The 18,586-nt window shown below is 73.2% G+C and carries 18 protein-coding genes; all 18 read right to left on the reverse strand.

From position 1 onward, the window contains the following. Positions 1 to 117 precede the first annotated feature (117 nt). The 18 genes from NHG27_RS00305 to NHG27_RS00390 all read right to left on the reverse strand — a co-directional run bounded on the left by NHG27_RS00305 (position 118) and on the right by NHG27_RS00390 (position 18,585). On the reverse strand, positions 118 to 417 hold the full coding sequence (locus NHG27_RS00305) for a DUF2469 domain-containing protein (RefSeq protein ID WP_024840525.1): 300 nt from the start codon (positions 415 to 417) through the stop codon (positions 118 to 120). A gap of 118 nt (positions 418 to 535) precedes the next feature. Continuing rightward, positions 536 to 1,324, reverse strand: a complete 789-nt coding sequence (rnhB, locus tag NHG27_RS00310; protein WP_407671942.1) for a ribonuclease HII — start codon at positions 1,322 to 1,324, stop codon at positions 536 to 538. Then, entirely contained in the window at positions 1,321 to 2,013 is a 693-nt protein-coding gene (lepB, locus tag NHG27_RS00315) for a signal peptidase I (protein WP_497014373.1), read from the reverse strand. Before lepB ends, rnhB begins: the two co-directional genes overlap by 4 nt. 251 nt (positions 2,014 to 2,264) lie before the next feature. Further along, a complete protein-coding gene (gene rplS, locus NHG27_RS00320) occupies positions 2,265 to 2,624 on the reverse strand; it encodes a 50S ribosomal protein L19 (protein WP_193720948.1) in 360 nt (119 codons plus the stop codon). Between the two features lie 162 nt (positions 2,625 to 2,786). Beyond that, on the reverse strand, positions 2,787 to 3,614 hold the full coding sequence (trmD, locus tag NHG27_RS00325) for a tRNA (guanosine(37)-N1)-methyltransferase TrmD (protein WP_497014374.1): 828 nt from the start codon (positions 3,612 to 3,614) through the stop codon (positions 2,787 to 2,789). Between the two features lies 1 nt (position 3,615). Next, a complete protein-coding gene (gene rimM, locus NHG27_RS00330) occupies positions 3,616 to 4,242 on the reverse strand; it encodes a ribosome maturation factor RimM (RefSeq protein ID WP_497014375.1) in 627 nt (208 codons plus the stop codon). A gap of 240 nt (positions 4,243 to 4,482) precedes the next feature. Next, complete coding sequence (locus NHG27_RS00335; protein WP_030150613.1) at positions 4,483 to 4,722, reverse strand: RNA-binding protein; 240 nt, start codon at positions 4,720 to 4,722, stop codon at positions 4,483 to 4,485. After that, positions 4,722 to 5,156, reverse strand: a complete 435-nt coding sequence (gene rpsP, locus NHG27_RS00340) for a 30S ribosomal protein S16 (RefSeq protein ID WP_193720951.1) — start codon at positions 5,154 to 5,156, stop codon at positions 4,722 to 4,724. The genes NHG27_RS00335 and rpsP overlap by 1 nt, the downstream gene beginning before the upstream one ends. Before the next feature lie 176 nt (positions 5,157 to 5,332). Further along, on the reverse strand, positions 5,333 to 6,451 hold the full coding sequence (locus tag NHG27_RS00345; protein WP_497014376.1) for an amidohydrolase family protein: 1,119 nt from the start codon (positions 6,449 to 6,451) through the stop codon (positions 5,333 to 5,335). 126 nt (positions 6,452 to 6,577) lie between these two features. After that, entirely contained in the window at positions 6,578 to 8,209 is a 1,632-nt protein-coding gene (gene ffh, locus NHG27_RS00350; RefSeq protein WP_497014377.1) for a signal recognition particle protein, read from the reverse strand. A gap of 10 nt (positions 8,210 to 8,219) precedes the next feature. Then, positions 8,220 to 10,052 carry a [protein-PII] uridylyltransferase gene (locus tag NHG27_RS00355; RefSeq protein ID WP_497014378.1) on the reverse strand — a complete coding sequence of 611 codons (1,833 nt, stop codon included), beginning with the start codon at positions 10,050 to 10,052 and terminating at the stop codon, positions 8,220 to 8,222. Between the two features lie 72 nt (positions 10,053 to 10,124). Continuing rightward, on the reverse strand, positions 10,125 to 10,463 hold the full coding sequence (locus NHG27_RS00360) for a P-II family nitrogen regulator (RefSeq protein WP_193720955.1): 339 nt from the start codon (positions 10,461 to 10,463) through the stop codon (positions 10,125 to 10,127). Further along, the gene (locus NHG27_RS00365; protein WP_497014379.1) at positions 10,460 to 11,767 is read right to left on the reverse strand and encodes an ammonium transporter; all 1,308 of its coding nucleotides are present in this window, start codon (positions 11,765 to 11,767) and stop codon (positions 10,460 to 10,462) included. Before NHG27_RS00365 ends, NHG27_RS00360 begins: the two co-directional genes overlap by 4 nt. Before the next feature lie 226 nt (positions 11,768 to 11,993). Then, complete coding sequence (ftsY, locus tag NHG27_RS00370) at positions 11,994 to 13,163, reverse strand: signal recognition particle-docking protein FtsY (protein ID WP_193720957.1); 1,170 nt, start codon at positions 13,161 to 13,163, stop codon at positions 11,994 to 11,996. 91 nt (positions 13,164 to 13,254) lie between these two features. Continuing rightward, positions 13,255 to 13,677, reverse strand: coding sequence for a hypothetical protein (locus tag NHG27_RS00375; RefSeq protein ID WP_193720958.1), 423 nt, complete (start codon positions 13,675 to 13,677; stop codon positions 13,255 to 13,257). Between the two features lie 170 nt (positions 13,678 to 13,847). Continuing rightward, the gene (smc, locus tag NHG27_RS00380) at positions 13,848 to 17,438 is read right to left on the reverse strand and encodes a chromosome segregation protein SMC (RefSeq protein ID WP_193720959.1); all 3,591 of its coding nucleotides are present in this window, start codon (positions 17,436 to 17,438) and stop codon (positions 13,848 to 13,850) included. Between the two features lie 152 nt (positions 17,439 to 17,590). Then, positions 17,591 to 18,055, reverse strand: coding sequence for a nucleoside-diphosphate kinase (gene ndk, locus NHG27_RS00385; RefSeq protein WP_193720960.1), 465 nt, complete (start codon positions 18,053 to 18,055; stop codon positions 17,591 to 17,593). Positions 18,056 to 18,078: 23 nt separating this feature from the next. Beyond that, a complete protein-coding gene (locus tag NHG27_RS00390) occupies positions 18,079 to 18,585 on the reverse strand; it encodes a DUF4233 domain-containing protein (protein ID WP_321575482.1) in 507 nt (168 codons plus the stop codon). Position 18,586 lies beyond the last annotated feature (1 nt).

The following is an 18,586-nucleotide window of genomic DNA, read 5'->3' on the forward strand; positions in this document are numbered from 1 at the left end:
AGGGGATGATGCGTCGGTTGTGGAGAACCGTGAGGGCCGAGGCCCTGTGCACGGCTCGGGGCACGGGCGACGGCGGGTCGTACGTTCCGCCGCGCCCGAGCGGCCGCCGACGTGCTCCTAGAGCTGGAGCTCGGCCTTGGCCAGCTCCTCGACGTTGACGTCCTTGAACGTCACCACGCGCACCGACTTCACGAACCGCGCGGAGCGGTACACGTCCCACACCCAGGCGTCCGCGAGCCGCAGCTCGAAGTACACCTCGCCGGCAGCCGACCTGACCTGAAGGTCCACCTGGTTCGCCAGGTAGAAACGTCGTTCTGTCTCGACCACGTAGGAGAACAGGCCCACCACATCGCGATACTCGCGGTAGAGGGCCAGCTCCATCTCGGTCTCATAGTTCTCGAGGTCTTCGGCGCTCACTGCACCATCATGGACCATCGGGTGCCACAACCCCGGATCGTCGGCCGGGTGCGCGCGGCGCGCGCCCGTGGTCCGGGTGCCCGCGTCTCGCCGGACCGCACCGACCCGTCCCCTGCCCTCAGCCCTCGTCGCGCTCCGGGAGCCGCCAGCTGCGCCGGTGCTGCGGCGTCGGGCCGTGAGCCTTGAGCGCCTCGACGTGCACGGCCGAGCCGTACCCCTTGTTGCCGTCCCACCCGTAGGCCGGGTACTGGCGGGCCAGCCCGGTCATGAGTCCGTCGCGCTCGCACTTGGCGAGCACGCTCGCGGCGGCGACCGACGCGCACTGGAGGTCCGCCTTGACGAGCGTGCGCACGGCCGGGTCCGGGAGCGCGCCGAGGTCCCCGTCGGGGTCGAGGTCGAAGGCCTCGAAGAGGTCCACGCTGGGACGGGTCAGCCAGTCGTGCTTGCCGTCGAGCAGGACCGCGTCGACCGGACCGAGGGACCGGCGCACCTGGGCCAGCGCGCGGCGCCCGGCCAGGCGCAGCGCCGCGACGATGCCGTGCGCGTCGATCTCGGCGGGGCCCGCGTGCCCCACGGCCCAGGCGAGCCCCCACCCCCGCACGGCGGGCAGCAGGGCTTCCCGGGCCGCGGGCGTGAGCATCTTGGAGTCGGTCAGCCCCTGGGGGAAGGCTCCCGTGCCCAGGTCGACGACGACGACCCCCACGCTGACCGGACCGGCCAGGGCACCGCGTCCGACCTCGTCCATGCCCGCGACGAAGCGTGCGCCCGAGTCGAGGATCGCGCGCTCGTGCCGCAGCGTCGGGGGCTTGGGACCGGTCGATCGCTTGGTGGGCGTCGTGCGGGCGGTGCGGCGCGCGGCGGGGGCCGGGGCACCGACGCCGAGCGGGGAACCCAGGTCGGTCGTCACGGCTCCGGCACCTCCGCGAAGACGTCGCCCGGGTTGCGCATGAGCGTGAGGTCGGTGAGCGGCCACACCTTGACGAACGCGGTCCCCACGACGTTGCTCACCGGCACGAAACCGCCGCCCGGCTTGCCGGTGTTGTACCGGGAGTCGGCCGAGTGCTGACGGTTGTCGCCCATGACGAACAGCATGCCCTCCGGGACCACCACGTCGAAAGGGTCCTGGCTCGGGACCGACCCCGGCTTGATGTACGTCTCGTCGACGGGCTGGCCGTTGACGCTCACGTGGCCCTGCGCGTCGCAGCACACGACGTGGTCACCCGGCGTGCCGATGACGCGCTTGATGAGGTGCTCGCCCGTGTCCTGGGGCAGGAGGCCGACGAACGTCATGGCCGACGTCACGGTGTTGCCGACCGGTCCGCGGTCGGGGGCGACGTAGGGCGGCAGCCAGCCACCGGGGTCCTTGAACACCACCACGTCGCCGCGGTGCACGTCGAACGCGTCGGGGACCAGGCGCGAGACCATGACGCGGTCCCCCTCGACCAGGGTGTCCTCCATGGACGCGCTCGGGATGAAGAAGGCCTGCACCAGGAACGTCTTGATCAGCCAGGACAGGACGAGCGCGCTGACCAGGATGATGACGGTCTCGCGCAGCATCGACCCCCGCCGGGGGGTCGGGCCCGCGGGCTGTTCCATGGGGCTCCTCGTGTCCGGCTCCGCGGCCGGTGACCCGCCCACGGCGGGTTCGGGTCGGATGGGGGCCGGTGCGGCGCTGTCTGTCACGCGCTCACTGTGCCATTGCGCGGGCCGTCGGGCGAAACCGGGAGCGACCCGCCGTGCACCCGCCCTGCGGCGGCCGACCACCCCTGGGACGCCGACGGGCGGCCACCTTCGAGAGGTGGCCGCCCGTGGACGTGTGACGAGCCTGACGTGACGTCAGGCGCAGATCACTTCGAGGGGAGCGCGTCGCGCTTCTCCTTGATCTTCGCCTTCTTGCCGCGCAGCTTGCGCAGGTAGTACAGCTTGGCGCGACGGACGTCACCGCGCGTGACGAGCTCGATCGACTCGAGGGTCGGGGAGTGCACCGGGAAGGTACGCTCCACGCCGACGCTGAAGCTGATCTTGCGGACCGTGAAGGTCTCGCGGATGCCGCCACCCTGGCGGCCGATGACGACGCCCTGGAACGCCTGGACACGAGAGCGGTTGCCCTCGACGACCTTGACGTTGACCTTGACGGTGTCTCCGGCCCGGAACTCCGGGATGTCGCTACGCAGCGATGCTGCGTCGACGCTGTCCAGCGTGTGCATTGATCTCTCCCCGCCCTGCCACAGGTCAGACGCGTTCTCGTGGCCCACCGCGAGGTGGGTCCGGTTCAGTACAAGGGTGGTGGGCGCATGTGATCGGTCGCGCACGCGGACGTGCGGTGGGCTTCCCCTGTGGCAGAGGCCCGACCGGCGCACACCAAGGGTCTATTCTGCCACACCGCCGACGGTGGCCTCGGGACGCGGCTCGTCCCGTCCGCCCTCCCGGCGCAGCGCTCCGCCGCGGACCTCCCAGCCGAGCGTCGCGAGGAACGCTCTGTCGTGCTTGTCCAGGTGGCCCGGGTCGAGCGCCTCGATCAGGTCGGGGCGGCGCGCGGAGGTCTTCTCGAGCGCCCGGTCGCGGCGCCACCGGCGGATCTTCGCGTGGTGACCCGAGAGCAGCACCTCGGGCACCTCGAGGTCGGACCAGACGGGCGGCTTGGTGTAGACGGGGTACTCGAGCAGGCCGGCCGCGCCGTGCGACTCCTCGACGAGCGACTCGGGGTTGCCGATCACGCCCGGCAGGAGGCGTGCGACGGCCTCGACCATGACGAGCGAGGCGACCTCGCCGCCGTTGAGCACGTAGTCGCCGATCGAGAGCTCGCTCACGCGGTGGCCCGCAGCACGGTAGTGCTCGGCGACGCGCGCGTCGATCCCCTCGTAGCGCCCGCACGCGAACACCAGCTGCTCCTCGGTCGCGAGGGTTTCCGCGGTGCGCTGGGTGAACGTCGTGCCCGACGGCGTCGGGACCACCAGGTGCGCGGGTCCGGTCGCGGTCAGCTCGTCGAGGGCCTGGCCCCACACGTCGGGCCGCATGACCATGCCCGCTCCCCCGCCGAACGGCGTGTCGTCGACCGTGCGGTGCCGGTCGGTCGTCCAGTCGCGCAGGTCGTGGACGCGCAGGTCGAGCAGGCCGGCGACGCGCGCCTTGCCGACGAGCGAGAGGTCGAGGGCCGCGAGGTACTCGGGGAAGATCGAGACGATGTCGATGCGCACGTCAGTCGTTCGTCCCGTCCGTGCCGTCGGTGCCCGCCGCGTCGTCGGTGCCGTCGGTGCCCGCCGCGTCGTCGTCGAGGTCGCCGCCCGAGCCCGGCGTGGGCTCCGCGACCTCGAGCCGGTCGGCGTCCCGCGCCAGGAGGCCGCCCGGGGGGTCGAGCACGACGCGCCCACCCGGCACGTCGACCACGGGCACGATCGCGTGCACGAACGGCACGAGCGTGCGCGCGCCGTCGGTCTCCCTGATCACGAGCAGGTCGTGCGCGGGCAGGTGCTCGAGGCCCTGCACCTCACCTACGACGGTCCCGTCCTCGAGCTCGACGCGCAGCCCCACGAGCTCGTGCGGGTACCAGGCGTCCTCCTCGTCGGACACGTCGGCCTCCACGACGAGCGTGATGCCCCGCATGCGCTCGGCTGCGGACCGGTCGGTCACGCCCGCGAACGTCACGAGCCACTTGCCCTGGTGCAGGCGTGCACGCTCGATCGTCAGCGGGCCGGCCTCGGCGGGCTCGGTGTCGATCGTGGACCCGACGACGAGACGCGCCTCGGGGTTGTCGGTGCGCATGTCCAGCGCGACCTCGCCGCGCAGTCCGTGGGCGCGGCCGATACGGGCCACCGTGAGCTGCATCCTGTGCTCCTTCTCGTCGTGTTCGTGCTCGTCGTGCAGCGGATCGTGCCGGGGGCCGGCGACCTGGCGTTCCCACCGTGGCACCCGCACGACGCGGTCGCACGTCCGTCGGGCGGCAGGGGGCGGGCAGGTGCCGGGCAGACGACGAGGCCCGGTCCACCCTGAGGGGGACCGGGCCTCGTCAGCGCGACGGTCGGAACCGTCACGTCGTGCTGTGTATCGGCTTGCGCTCAGCCGTCGTCAGCGGCGGTCGACGTCGACGACGTCGACCCGCACCGGACCGTCGACCGACAGGGCACCGATCACCGTGCGCAAGGCACGGGCGGTACGCCCACCACGGCCGATGACGCGGCCGAGGTCCTCGGGGTGAACCCGGACCTCGAGCAGCTCGCCCCGGCGCAGCGGCTTCGCGTTGACCCGGACGGCGTCCGGGTTGTCCACGATCCCGCGCACCAGGTGCTCGAGCGCCTCGCCGAGCATCAGGCCTGCTCTTCGGCTGCCTCAGCCGCGTCAGCGGACTCGGTCTCGGCAGGAGCGGCGGCCTTCTTCTCGGCAGCCTTGGCCTTGACCTTCTCGGCGTCCTTGGCGGCGGCCTCGATGGCGGCGGCCGGGTCGACCTTCTCGCCCTTGACGCGCAGGGTGCCCTCGGCGCCCGGGAGGCCCTTGAACTTCTGCCAGTCACCCGTGATCTTGAGGAGCACGAGAACCTGCTCGGTCGGCTGCGCGCCGACGCTCAGCCAGTACTGCGCACGCTCGGAGGAGATGTCGATGAGCGACGGCTCCTCGGTCGGGTGGTACTTGCCGATCTCCTCGATGACGCGACCGTCACGCTTGGTGCGCGAGTCCGCGACGACGACACGGTAGTACGGCGCACGGATCTTGCCGAGACGCTTCAAACGAATCTTGGTGGCCACTGTGGTGGTCTCTCCTGGTTCTGGGTGAGGTGACCCGTGCGTCCTCCCGGTGGGGACCAGGTGAGCACGGTGTCGGGACACGGCGTTGCGCGGAGAGAGGGGCCGGGCACGCCGAGTACCCGGCTATTGTGCCAGATCCGGCCCGGTGCGACCAACACCCCTCGTCGGGATCCGGGTCACACCGGCGCGACGATCTCCCCGCGCAGGATCACCGCCGTCGGGTGCCGCAGGACCTCGATGTTCTCGCGCGGGTCCGCCGGGTACACGACCAGGTCGGCGCTCGAGCCCTCGACGAGACCGCCGTACCCCAGGAACTCGCGTCCCTGCCAGCTCGCGGCCGCCACCACGTCGGCGGTCGGGACCCCGGCGGCGACCATCGCGGCGCACTCGTCGGCGATGCGGCCGTGACCGATGGTCCCGCCCGCGTCGGTGCCGACGAGGAGCTGGATGCCGGCCTCGTGCAGCAGGCGCACCTGCTCGTGGCGACGCGCGTGCAGGGCCCGGAGGCGCGCGGCGAAGACGGGGTACCGGTCGTCGGCCTGGCGGGCGATGCTCTCGAACTCGTCGATCTGCAGCAGGGTGGGCGTCACGGCGACGCCCCGCTCGGACAGCGTGTACATGTCGTCGGGGTGGATCCCGGTGCCGTGCTCGATGCAGTCCACGCCGGCCGCGAGCAGCGAGGGGACGACCTCGCTCGAGAACGCGTGCACCGTGACCCGGGCGGCCTCCGCGTGCGCGACGGCCACGGCCTCGGTCAGCACGTCCTGGGGCCACAGGGGCCGCAGGTCGCCGTCGGCACCCAGGTCGCGGTCGATCCAGTCGCCCACGAGCTTGACCCACCCGTCCCCGGCGCGCGCCTCCTGACGGACGGCGTCGGGGAGCTGCGCGACGTCGTCGAGCTCGAGGCCGTAGCCCCGCAGGTAGCGCTTGGGGCGCGCGATGTGCCGACCGGCCCGCACGAGGCGCGGCAGGTCCTTGCGCGAGCGGACCCACCGCGTGTCGAGCGGGGAGCCGGCGTCGCGCAGGAGGAGCGCGCCGCTGTCCCGGTCGGCGATCGCCTGGGCCTGGGCGGTCGCGTTGTCGACCGCCCCGTCCTTGCCGAGGCCCACGTGGCAGTGGACGTCCACGAGGCCCGGGAGGACCCATCCCTCGAGCGCGACCATGTTGGTCCCCTGCGCGGAGGGACGGGTCAGCGTGACGTGACCGTCCTTGACCCAGAGGTCGGACACCTCACGGTCGTCTCCCAGGAGGATGTGCCCCCGGAGGTGCAGCGAGGGGCCTTCGAGCGCGGACATCGGTCTCCCAGTTCTCGGGCGGTCGGGCTCGTCCGACTCCTGGGCGACTGAGGACGGACAGGTCGGACGCGACGGACGGAGGTCACGGTGAGGGCCACCGTGACCTGCAGGACATAACCTAGCGCGCTAGCGCCCCAGGAACTTCTCCAGGTCGGGCGGGAGCTGGAGATCGGCGGGATCCGGCGACTTCTGGGCGCTCTTGGCACCGCCCAGGGCGCCGAACGCCGCGCCGGGAGCGGCCTTGGGTGCCGCCGGGCCGCCGAGGGCGCGCGCCTGGCGTGCCGCCTCCTCGGCCGCACGCTTGGCCGGGTTGCCCGACTTCGCCTTGCGTCCCTTGGCGGGAGGCGCGACGCGGCCGCGGGCCTTCTTGCCCCCCATGCCCGGCAGGTTGCCCATGCCCGGCATGCCGGGCATGCCGGGCATGCCGCCGCCGCGGCTCATCTGGCGCATCATCTTCTGCGCCCCCGCGAACCGGTCGAGGAGCTGGTTGACGTCGCTCGTCGTGACGCCCGAGCCGCGGGCGATGCGCGCACGGCGCGACCCGTTGATGATCTTGGGGTTCTCCCGCTCGGCGGGGGTCATCGAGCGGATGATGGCCTCGATGCGGTCGACCTCGCGCTCGTCGAAGTTGTCGAGCGCCTCACGCATCTGCCCCATGCCCGGCAGCATGCCGAGCATCTTCTTCATGGAGCCCATGTTCTTCATCTGCTGCATCTGGACGAGGAAGTCCGCGAGCGTGAAGTCCTGCCCGCTGGCGACCTTCTCGGCCATCTTCGCGGCCTCGTCGGCGTCGAACGCCTTCTCGGCCTGCTCGATGAGCGTCAGCACGTCGCCCATGTCGAGGATGCGCGACGCCATGCGGTCCGGGTGGAAGGCCTCGAAGTCGGTGAGCTTCTCACCGGTCGACGCGAAGAGGATCGGGCGACCCGTGACGCGTGCGACCGACAGGGCCGCACCACCGCGCGCGTCGCCGTCGAGCTTCGACAGGACGACGCCCGTGAAGTCGACGCCCTCCTCGAAGGCCTTGGCCGTCGCGACCGCGTCCTGACCGATCATCGCGTCGATGACGAACAGGATCTCGTCGGGGTTCACGGCGTCGCGGATGTCCGCGGCCTGGCGCATGAGCTCGGCGTCGACGCCGAGGCGGCCCGCGGTGTCGACGATCACGACGTCGTGCTGGCGCTGGCGAGCGGTCTCGACGCCGTCGCGCGCGACCTGCACCGGGTCGCCGACGCTCGTGCCGGACTGCCCCTCGGACCCCTGGTTGCCGGGCAGCGGCGCGTAGACCGGCACGCCGGCGCGCTCGCCCACCACGGACAGCTGGTTGACCGCGTTGGGGCGCTGGAGGTCTGCCGCGACCAGCAGCGGCGTGTGCCCCTGCTCGCGCAGGTGCAGGGCCAGCTTGCCGGCGAGGGTCGTCTTGCCGGCGCCCTGGAGGCCCGCGAGCATGATGACGGTCGGCGGGTTCTTCGCCAGGCGCAGCCCGCGGGTCTCGCCGCCGAGGATCGCGACGAGCTCCTCGTTGACGATCTTGACGACCTGCTGGGCAGGGTTGAGCGCGCCGGAGACCTCGGCCGACAGGGCCCGTTCCCGGATCGCGCCGGTGAAGTCCTTGACGACGGGCACAGCGACGTCCGCGTCGAGGAGCGCGCGCCGGATCTCACGGATCGTGGCGTCGATGTCCGCCTCGGAGAGACGGCCCTTGCTCCGCAGGTTCTTGAAGGTCGACGTCAATCGATCTGACAGCGTGGCGAACACCGCGTCATCCTTACCGCTCGTGAATCAGGGAAGTACCCAGCCTACCGGTCGGGGGCGGCGGTTCGGGCAGGGTCGCCCGGGTCGCGGCCGTGAGGTCGTCCACCAGGCGCGCCCGCCACGCCGTCCAGCCCGCCGGTCCGAGCGACGACGAGTCGGCCTCGGTCAGTGCGCGCAGCACGTCGAGGAGGTCCCGGCGGTGCCCGACGGCGGCGGCGAGCTCGGCGACGGTCGCCGGGTCGTCCGGGTCCGCCGCGACGGCGAGCCGCGACAGGGTGAGGTGGTGACGCACGAGGCGCGCGACGTCGTCGGGCACGCCGTCCTCGAAGCCCATGCGCCGCAGGATGCCCGGCACGAGGCGCGCCCCCTCCTCCGAGTGGTCGCCCGCACCGCGCCGCTTGCCGATGTCGTGGAACAGGGCCGAGAGCAGCAGCAGGTCGCCGCGCTCGACCGCCCTGCGGTCGCGCGCCGCACGGGCGACCGTCTCGACGAGGTGGCGGTCGACCGTGTGCCGGTGGATCGCGGCACGCTGCGGCCGGTTGCGGACCCCGGACCACTCCGGGATCCAGGTCGTGACGACGCCCACGAGGTCGAGGGCCTCCCACACCGCGACCTGCGCCGGTCCGCTCCCCAGGAGGGACAGGAAGGCCGACCGTGCCAGCGCGGGCCACGGCTCGGGCAGGGGCGGGCAGTGCGCGAGGCTGCTGACCGAGACCGGCGACAGCGTCAGGCCCGTGCGCGCCGCGGTCGCTGCTGCCCGCAGCGCGAGCAACGGGTCCGTCTCGGGGTGCGCGTCGATCGCGAGGACCAGCTCGCCGTCGTGCTCGACGAGGCCGTCACCGACCGACCGCAGCCGGGGCGCCGCACGCCGGCCCCGCACGAGGACCGGGCGACGCGCGACGCTCGGGCGCTGGAGCGCCTGGCGGGCCCGTCGGACCGTGGTGTCGAGCGCGTAGGAGATCTCCCGGCCCGCCGCCGCGAGGCTCGCCAGGAGCTCGTCGGGATCGTCGTACCCGCTCACCTGCGCGACCTCGTCGAGGTCCGCCAGGAGCAGCCTGTTCGTGTGCCGCCCCGTGACGACCTGGACCGCGTCACGCACGTCCAGCAGGTGCGCGTACGCGCGGTCGACCGTCCCGTGCGGGCGGTCGGTGAGCCACGTCGCGGCCAGCGCCGACAGCACGACCGCGTCCCGGATCCCACCCCGCGCGTCCTTGAGGTCCGGCTCGATCAGGTACGCGAGCTCGCCCGACCGCTCGGCCCGCTCCTTGACGGACGACAGCAGCTCCGGCAGCCGGCGACGCGACGCCGACCGCCAGTCCGTGAGGACCGCCGACGCCGCCCGGTGGACCACGAGCGCGTCCCCCGCGACCGCCCGCACGTCGAGCCAGCCCACGGCCGCGGGCACGTCCCGGGACGCGACCTGACGGCACTGGGACAACGAGCGCACCGCATGGTCCAGGTCGATCCCGGCATCCCACAACGGGTACCAGAGCCGCTCCGCGACCACCGCGACCTGCTCGGCCGAGTGGTGGCGACCGTCGTGCACGAGCACCAGGTCGAGGTCGCTCACGGGCCCCATGTCCCCCCGGCCGAGGCTCCCGACCGCCGCGAGCGCGATGCCCTCGGTGCTCTCCCCCGCCGTCGCCTCGTCCCACAGCGCCCGCAGCCGGTCCGTCACCACGGTGCAGACCGCCGACCGACGCGCCACCCCCGAGCTCCCCGGGCCGCTGAGCCCGCGAGCCACCGCGAGCATCTCGGCCCGGAGGCCCCGCACCCCTGACGGGTGCGGGGCCTCCGGCGGCCGGTCGACGTCGCGGGAGGCTCCTGCCCCTGCCGGTCCACTCATCTCGGCTCCGCCTCCGTCGCCCCCGCCGTGCCTGCTGCCACCGCTCGTGCCGCCCGACCGGGCCCCCAGGTCCTAGAGGGCGCCCGAGCCGTGCTCGCCGGTCCGGACCCGCGCGACGTCGTCGAGCGTGACCGTCCACACCTTCCCGTCCCCGATCCGCCCGGTCTGGGCCGCCTTGACGATGACCTCGGTGACCGTCGTGGCGTCCTCGTCGTCGACGAGGACCTCCACCCGAACCTTCGGGACCAGGTCCACGGTGTACTCCGCACCGCGGTAGACCTCGGTGTGGCCCTTCTGCCGGCCGTAGCCGCTGGCCTCGCTGACCGTCATGCCGCGGACCCCTGCGGCCTCGAGCGCGGACTTCACGTCGTCGAGACGGTGCGGCTGGATGATTCCTGTGACGAGCTTCATGCCCTGACCTCCTGGATGACACGACCCTGTGCGATGGTCTCGTATGCGGTCTCACCGTGCTCTGCGAGGTCGATCCCGCCGACCTCGGCCTCCTCGCTGATCCGCCAGCCCATCGTCACCTTGATGACGGTGCCGATGACGAACGTGAGGACACCGGAGAAGATCACGGCCGCGAGGGCGATGACGACCTGGATCACCAGCTGGTCGATCCCTCCGCCGTACAGCAGGCCCGTGTCGGTGCCGAGCAGGCCGATCAGGACGGTGCCGACCAGGCCACCGACCAGGTGGACGCCGACGACGTCGAGCGAGTCGTCGTACCCGAAGCGGTACTTGAGACCCACCGCGAGGGCGCACAGGACGCCGGCGACGGCACCGAGCGCGATCGCGCCGATCGGGTTGACCGCCGCGGCAGCCGGGGTGATCGCGACGAGGCCCGCGACGATGCCGGACGCCGCACCGAGGCTCGTTGCGTGCCCGTCGCGCAGACGCTCGGTGAGCAGCCAGGCCGCCATGGCGGCGCAGGTCGCGACCGTGGTGTTGACCCAGGCCAGACCCGCGACCTCGTTGGCCGCGCCGGCGGAACCGGCGTTGAACCCGAACCAGCCGAACCACAGGAGTGCTGCGCCGAGCATCACGAACGGGAGGTTGTGGGGACGCATGGGCTCCTTGCCGAACCCCTTGCGCTTGCCGATGATCAGGGCGAGCACCAGGCCGGCGATCCCCGCGTTGATGTGCACGACCGTGCCGCCCGCGAAGTCGATGGGAGCGACGTTCGCGATCCCGTCCGTCACGCCGTAGATCGCAGCCGCGATGCCGTTCTCGCCTGCGCCGAGCAGGCCGCCGCCCCACACCATGTGGGCGAGCGGGAAGTAGACCAGGGTGACCCAGACGCCCGCGAAGACGAGCCAGGCGCCGAACCGCGCCCGGTCGGCGATCGCGCCGCTGATCAGCGCGACCGTGATGATCGCGAAGGTGGCCTGGAACCCTGCCGCCACGAGCGCCGGGACGCCGCTGGCCGCCAGGAGGCTGTTCGAGTCGTCGGTCAGGGGGGCCAGACCGAAGAACTCGGTCGGGTTGCCGAAGACTCCCGCCACGTCGGACCCGAAGGTCATCGAGTAGCCCCACAGCACCCAGATGATGCCCACCACGGCGATCGCGCCGAAGCTCATCATCATCATGTTCAGGACGCTCTTGCCGCGGACCATGCCGCCGTAGAAGAACGCCAGGGCCGGGGTCATCAGCAGCACCAGGGCGGCCGACGTCAGGAGCCAGGCCGTGTTTCCAGTGTCAAGTTCGAAGGGCATGCGCTGTCGCCTCTCACCTCGCCAGCCGGGCGGCCGGACAGGTCAAGAGTCGTCCAGCGGCGTTTCCCGCCGACGCTCGCGCGGTGACGGAGGTGTAACGCGCGGACCCTGCGTGTAAACGTTGCGTTACCCGGTCGTCCGTCGGCCGCGCGGGGCGCCCCGGTGGCCGTGGAGCCTCCGGGACGCCCCGCGGGTCGACGACCTGCGGGCTCGGGGTGGCGCGGCGTCAGTCGCCGAGCAGTCCGTCGACGAACTCCTGCGGGTCGAACGGGGCCAGGTCGTCGGGCCCCTCGCCCAGGCCCACGAGCTTGACGGGCACGCCCAGCTCGCGCTGGACCGCGACGACGATGCCCCCCTTGGCCGTGCCGTCGAGCTTGGTCAGCACGATGCCCGTGACACCGGCGATCTCGCCGAAGACGCGCGCCTGGTTGAGGCCGTTCTGGCCCGTGGTCGCGTCCAGGACCAGGAGGACCTCGGAGAGCGGCGCCTCCTTGGTGATGACGCGCCGGATCTTGCCCAGCTCGTCCATGAGGCCCGCCTTGTTCTGGAGGCGGCCGGCGGTGTCCACGAGCACGACGTCGACGCCCTCCGTACGACCGGTGCGGACAGCATCGAACGCGACCGCGGCCGGGTCCGCGCCGTCACGCTCCGAGCGCACGGTGCGCACGCCCACGCGTGCGCCCCACGTCTCGAGCTGGTCCGCGGCGGCCGCGCGGAAGGTGTCGGCCGCGCCGAGCACGACCGTGCGGTCCTCGGCGACCAGGACGCGCGCGAGCTTGCCCACGGTCGTCGTCTTGCCCGTGCCGTTGACCCCCACGACCAGCACGACGGCGGGCACGCGCGACCCGTCCTCGGCCGTCCGGGGCTCGGTCGCCAGCGAGCGGTCGAGGGTCGGGTCGACCAGGGCGATCAGCTCCTCACGGAGCAGGGCGCGCACGCTCGCGGGGTCGCGGACGCCGAGGACCCGGACGCGGGTCCGCAGGGACTCGATGAGCTCGCCCGCGGGCCCGGCCCCGACGTCGGCGAGCAGCAGCGTCTCCTCGAGCTCGTCCCAGTCGTCCTCGGTCAGGTGGTCGCGCGAGAGCACCGCGAGCAGCCGGGAACCGAGCGGGGAGCCGGACCGTGCGAGCCTGCCGCGGAGCCGGGCGAGACGGCCGCCGACGGCCTCGGGGACCTCGACCGCGGGCGGTGCCTCGAGGTCGGTCGGGGCTTCGGTCGTCGCGACGGCCCCCGGTTCCTGCGTCGCGGTCGGGGGCTCGACGGCGTCGGGGGTCGTGCCCGGCGTCGGCGGAGGAAGTGGGGCGCGCGTCCCGGGTCGGCGGCGGTAGCCGACGAAGCCGACCGAGACGACGACGAGGACGGCGAGGGTGATCCAGAGCCAGAGGAGATCGTTCACCGTCGCAGTCTCTCAAATACGAGAGTGCCGTGCGGCGGCGGGGGTCCGGCGAGGGGCTCGCGGCGGGGTCCGGCGAGGGGCTCGGAGGGGGTCAGCCCTGCGGGGCGACCGGGCCCTGGGGCGGTGTCGCCGGGACCGAGCGCACGGACCCGGTGTGCGGGCGGCGCACCGTGGCCCCCTGGAGCGTGTGGGTGGCCCGCTCCCGGGCCCGGTGCAGGACGTCGGTGATCTCGTCGGCGTCCATGTAGGCAGGCTCGTCGACCTCGGTCGCGGCGAAGAACTCCTCCATGCCCGTGTCGATCGGTCGGGCGGCCCTCGCCGCGGCCCGGTCCTCGTCCTTGCGGCGACGCCAGCCCGAGAGGCCCGACCGGAAGTCGCGCCAGAACCCCTTGATCCCGACGGGCGGACCCTGGCGCTCGTTGCGGTCGTCGATGCGCGTGACGACGCTCGCGAACAGGAAGACCACGACGGCCGCCACGAGCGCGATCCCGAGGAACACGAACATCCAGAGCATTCGTCAAGTATCACCGGGGCTCGCGGCCGACCGCCTACCGAACGCGGCGAGTCCGCTGATCGATACAGCATCTTCACACCGCGCGAGCCGCACGATCGTGCGGGTCGCACGCTCCGGCACGCGGCCCCTCGGTCACCGGACCGGGGGCCGGCGCCTCCTCGAGACGGTCGTCACACCCCGACCTCGTCGCGCAGCCGCTGGCTGATGACGGTCGTCACGCCGTCGCCGCGCATGGTCACGCCGTACAGGGCGTCCGCGATCTCCATGGTCCGCTTCTGGTGCGTGATGACGATGAGCTGGGAGTCCTCCTGGAGCTCGCGGAAGATCTCGAGCAGGCGACCCAGGTTGACGTCGTCGAGCGCCGCCTCGACCTCGTCCATGACGTAGAACGGGCTGGGGCGAGCCTTGAAGATCGCGACCAGGAGCGCGACCGCGGTCAGCGACCGCTCCCCCCCGGACAGCAGCGACAGCCGCTTGACCTTCTTGCCCGCGGGGCGCGCCTCGACCTCGATGCCGGTCGTGAGCATGTCCTCGGGGTTCGTCAGGACCAGGCGCCCCTCACCACCGGGGAACATGCGCTCGAACACGTGCACGAACTGCTCGGCCGTGTCGTGGTACGCCTCGGTGAAGACCTGCTCGACGCGCTCGTCGATCTCCCGGACGATCTCCAGCAGGTCGGCGCGGGACTTCTTGAGGTCGGCGAGCTGGGTCGTGAGGAACGTGTGCCGCTCCTCGAGCGCGGCGAACTCCTCGAGCGCGAGCGGGTTGACCTTCCCGAGCTGCCCCAGGGCGCGCTCGGCGGACCGCAGCCGCTTCTCCTGCGCGGAGCGCACGTAGGGCTCGGTCACGGGATCGCCGTCCTCGTCCTGGCGGACCGAGCCGTCCTCCGCGAGCACGGGCACCGGGCGGTCGGGGCCGAACTCGTCGAGCAGCACCTCGGGGTCCAGGCCGAGCTCGGTGACGCTGCGCTCCTGGAGCTGCTCGATCCGCAGCTGCTGCTGGGTCCGGGCGACCTCGTCGCGGTGCGCGACGTCGGTCAGCTCGCGGAGCTGTCCGGCGAGCGCGTCGACCTCGGCGCGTCGGGCCGTCACGGCGGCGTCGAGCTCGCCCCGGGCCGCCTCCGCGGCCTCCCGCTCGTCCCGGGCCCGCGCGAGGGAGCGGTCGATCGCCGTCAGGGCCACCTGCGCCCCGTCGCGCACGGCCTCGGCCCGCGCGGCCTGTCGAACCCGTGCGGCCTCCCGGGCGGCGGCACGCTCGCGAGCCGCCCGCTCGGTCGCGGCAGCGCGGGCGAGGGACTGCGCCCGCCCCGTCAGGGCGCGCGCCCGTTCCTCGCTCGTGCGCAGCGCGAGGCGCGCCTCGGTCTCGGCGGCCCGGGCCCCGGTCGCCAGGGCGTTCGCCTCGTCGCGCGCTGCCGTGGCGGCCGCGACGGACTCCTCGGTCTGCTCGGGCGCCGCCTCGGCCTCGTCGTGCCGCGCGACCAGGGCCTCGAGCTCGGCCTGCTCGGCCACGAGCGTGGCCTGCGCCTTCTCGAGGTTCGCGCGGACCCGGGCGGACTCGGCCGCGGCCGCGCGGGCAGTGGCGCCCAGGTGCCCGAGCTGCTCCGCGACGGCCGCGAGCGCGGCGTCGGACTCGTTGAGCCGATCCAGCGTCGCGTCGTAGCGCTGCTGCGCCTCGTCTGCCTCCTCGAGCGCCCCGACCAGGGCGAAGCGCGTGCGCTCCCCCCGGGCGACCGCGTCGTCCCGCGCCGTCTGGGCCTCCTCGAGCGCCGACTGCAGGTGCAGGACGCTCGGCGCGGTCGCCGACCCGCCCCACGCACCGTGGGCCGAGAGCAGGTCGCCACCCCGGGTCACGGCCGTGACCTCGGGAGACGCCGTGACCAGGGCACGCGCCTGCGCGAGGTCCTCGACCACGACCACGCCGTCGAGCAGGAGCTCGACCGCCGAGGCGACGGACCGCGCGGGCGTGACGACCGACGTGGCCCACGCTGCGCCGTCGGGCAGGACGGCGGGCCGGGCCGCACGCGCGGCGCTCGCCCTGTCCTCGACGGGCGCTCCCCCGCCGACCACGAGGCTCGCCCGTCCCGCGTCCTCCTGACGCAGGTGGCGCACCGCGTCGACCGCGGCCTCGAGGCTCTCGACCGCGACCGCGTCGGCAGCGGGGCCCAGGGCTGCGGCGATCGCGTCCTCGTACCCCGTGTCGATGCCGAGCAGCGCCGCGAGCGAGCCCAGCGTCCCCACCTGGTCCGCGGCCAGCAGGGTTCCCGCGCCGTCCTTGCGGACCAGGCTCATCTCGAGGGCCTCGACGCGTGCGCTCCACGTCGCCCGCTCGCGGTCGGCGGTCTGCTCGTCGGCACGCAGCCGGGACACCACGGCCGCGGTCCGCTCGACGGCGTCGGCCGCCTCCTCGTGCTCGGCGTCGAGGCCCTCCTCGCCCTCCTCGACGCCCACGACCTGGGTCTCGAGGCTCGCGAACTCCACGTTGGCCTGGTTCCCGCGCCGCTCGGTCTCCGCGAGCGACTCCCGCAGGCGCCCGATCTCGGCCTCGGTCGCCTCGACGCGCGAGCGCCGGGCCGCGACCTGGCCCGCCAGCCGTGCGAGCCCCTCGCGGCGGTCCGCCGCCCCGCGCAGCAACGTCGCGAGCGCGCGCTCCGCGGCCTGGGCCTGGCCCTCGACCGCGGTCCGCTCCGACACGGCGCCCTCGAGCGTCGCGCGCGCGACCGCCACCTCCGACTCGAGCTCCTGCTCGGCGGCGCGCGCCCGCGCCGCCTGCGCGTCGAGGTCGTTCGGGTCCTGCCCGCGCTGCACCGTCTCCGGACGGCCCAGCAGGCGCAGCCGCTCGGCCGCGAGCGTCCGGGTCCCGGTCAGGCGCTCCTGGAGCGACGACAACCGGTACCAGACGTCGCTCGCCTGGGCCAGCGCCGGGGCGGCCTCGGCGGCCTGCGCCTCCAACGACCCCAGCGCCTCGCGCGCCGCCGCGAGCGAGCGCTCGACCTCGGCCTGCCGCGCGCGCAGCGCCGACTCGTCCGCGATCTCCTGCTCGAGCGTCGCCGTGAGCTGGGCCAGGTCGTCCGCGAGCAGGCGCGCCCGCGCGTCGCGCAGGTCACGCTGGACCACCTGTGCCTTGCGCGCGATCTGCGCCTGCCGTCCGAGCGGGCCGAGCTGGCGCCGGATCTCGGCCGTCAGGTCCCCGAGCCGCGTCAGGTTCGCCTGCATCGCGTCCAGCTTGCGCAGCGCCTTCTCCTTGCGCTTGCGGTGCTTGAGGACGCCCGCGGCCTCCTCGATGAAGCCGCGCCGCTCCTCGGGCGTCGCCCGCAGCACCGCGTCGAGCTGTCCCTGCCCCACGATCACGTGCATCTCGCGCCCGATGCCCGAGTCCGACAGCAGCTCCTGGATGTCCAGGAGGCGGCACGACGACCCGTTGATCGCGTACTCCGACCCGCCGTTGCGGAACAGGGTGCGGGAGATCGTCACCTCGGAGTAGTCGATCGGCAGGGCGCCGTCCGTGTTGTCGATCGTCAGCGACACCTCGGCGCGGCCCAGCGGCGGACGCCCCGCGGTACCCGCGAAGATGACGTCCTCCATCTTGCCGCCGCGCAGGGACTTGGCCCCCTGCTCGCCCATGACCCAGGACAGGGCGTCGACCACGTTCGACTTGCCCGAGCCGTTCGGCCCGACGACGCACGTCACCCCGGGCTCGAAGCGCAGGGTCGTCGCCGACGCGAACGACTTGAACCCGCGAAGGGTCAGGGTCTTGAGGTGCACGGGTCAGAGCCTAGTGCGGTTTTGCGGGTGAACCGGGGAGGTGGTGGCGCAGGGACGCAGGCACGGACGACGACAGGCACCCCCGGTCCCTTGGACGGGGGGTGCCTGCGTGCCGCGCCGGGTGAGGCGTCAGCGGGTCGTGCGGGGGCCGCTCAGAGGCCCGGGAACCAGAGCGCGATCTCCCGTGCCGCAGACTCCGGGGAGTCCGAGCCGTGGACCAGGTTCTGCTGGACCTTCAGGCCCCAGTCGCGACCCAGGTCGCCGCGGATTGTGCCCGGGGCGGCCGCGGTGGGGTCGGTCGTGCCGGCGAGCGACCGGAAGCCCGGGATGACGCCCTGCCCCTCGGCGACGACCGCGAGGATCGGGCCCGAGAGCATGAAGTCGACCAGGGGCTGGAAGAACGGCTTGCCCTCGTGCTCGGCGTAGTGCTCCGCGAGGAGCTCGGGGGTGGCGTCCAGGAGCTGGACGGCGGCCAGGGTGTACCCCTTGGCCTCGACGCGGCGGAGGATCTCTCCCGACAGGCCGCGACGGACGCCGTCGGGCTTGACGAGGACAAGGGTGCGCTCGATGGTCTCGGAGAGCGCGTCTGCCACTGCGGGGGCTGCAACATCAGTCATGCGCACGACCCTACCGGGCGCGCTCACATGTTCGGCGCGGTCTCCGGGTGCGCGGCGTCGTACTCCGCGCGCTCACGGTCGATCCGCCCGCCGAGGCGCAACGACACGACCCACAGCACCACGAAGATGCCTCCCACCAGGAACATCAGCGGTACGGCGAAGCCGCACGCGATGACGGGGAGCTGCACGACCGAGCCCGCGACGTACCCGCCCGGGCCCCCGACCATGCGGCTCAGGAGGATCAGCACGACCATGAGCGTGCCGCCCACGATCCAGATCGCGGGCCCCGAGGGGACCTGCAGCCGGTCCGGCCACGCGTACGGCACGGTCCGCAGCCCGTATGCGACGAGGGTCGCGAACAGGACCAGGAAGGCCTCCAGCAGCAGCGTCGTGGACGTGAACTGGATCTTCGCGGACTTCTTGGCCTTGATGCGGGGCGGGCCCGCCGCGTCCTCGCCCGCGGGGGCGGAGGACGCGGCGGACCGGGCCTGCTCTGCCGGCTCGTCGGCCGGTTCGATGGTGGAGCTCACG

Source organism: Oerskovia sp. 140933, assembly GCF_059651515.1.

Coding starts and splice junctions, on each gene's coding strand:
- lepB (WP_497014373.1), bottom strand. CDS start 2,013: ATGGAACAGCCCGCGGGCCCGACCCCCCGGCGGGGGTCGATGCTGCGC.
- rplS (WP_193720948.1), bottom strand. CDS start 2,624: ATGCACACGCTGGACAGCGTCGACGCAGCATCGCTGCGTAGCGACATC.
- rimM (WP_497014375.1), bottom strand. CDS start 4,242: ATGCAGCTCACGGTGGCCCGTATCGGCCGCGCCCACGGACTGCGCGGC.
- NHG27_RS00335 (WP_030150613.1), bottom strand. CDS start 4,722: ATGCTCGGCGAGGCGCTCGAGCACCTGGTGCGCGGGATCGTGGACAAC.
- NHG27_RS00345 (WP_497014376.1), bottom strand. CDS start 6,451: ATGTCCGCGCTCGAAGGCCCCTCGCTGCACCTCCGGGGGCACATCCTC.
- NHG27_RS00355 (WP_497014378.1), bottom strand. CDS start 10,052: ATGAGTGGACCGGCAGGGGCAGGAGCCTCCCGCGACGTCGACCGGCCG.
- NHG27_RS00360 (WP_193720955.1), bottom strand. CDS start 10,463: ATGAAGCTCGTCACAGGAATCATCCAGCCGCACCGTCTCGACGACGTG.
- NHG27_RS00365 (WP_497014379.1), bottom strand. CDS start 11,767: ATGCCCTTCGAACTTGACACTGGAAACACGGCCTGGCTCCTGACGTCG.
- NHG27_RS00375 (WP_193720958.1), bottom strand. CDS start 13,677: ATGCTCTGGATGTTCGTGTTCCTCGGGATCGCGCTCGTGGCGGCCGTC.
- ndk (WP_193720960.1), bottom strand. CDS start 18,055: ATGACTGATGTTGCAGCCCCCGCAGTGGCAGACGCGCTCTCCGAGACC.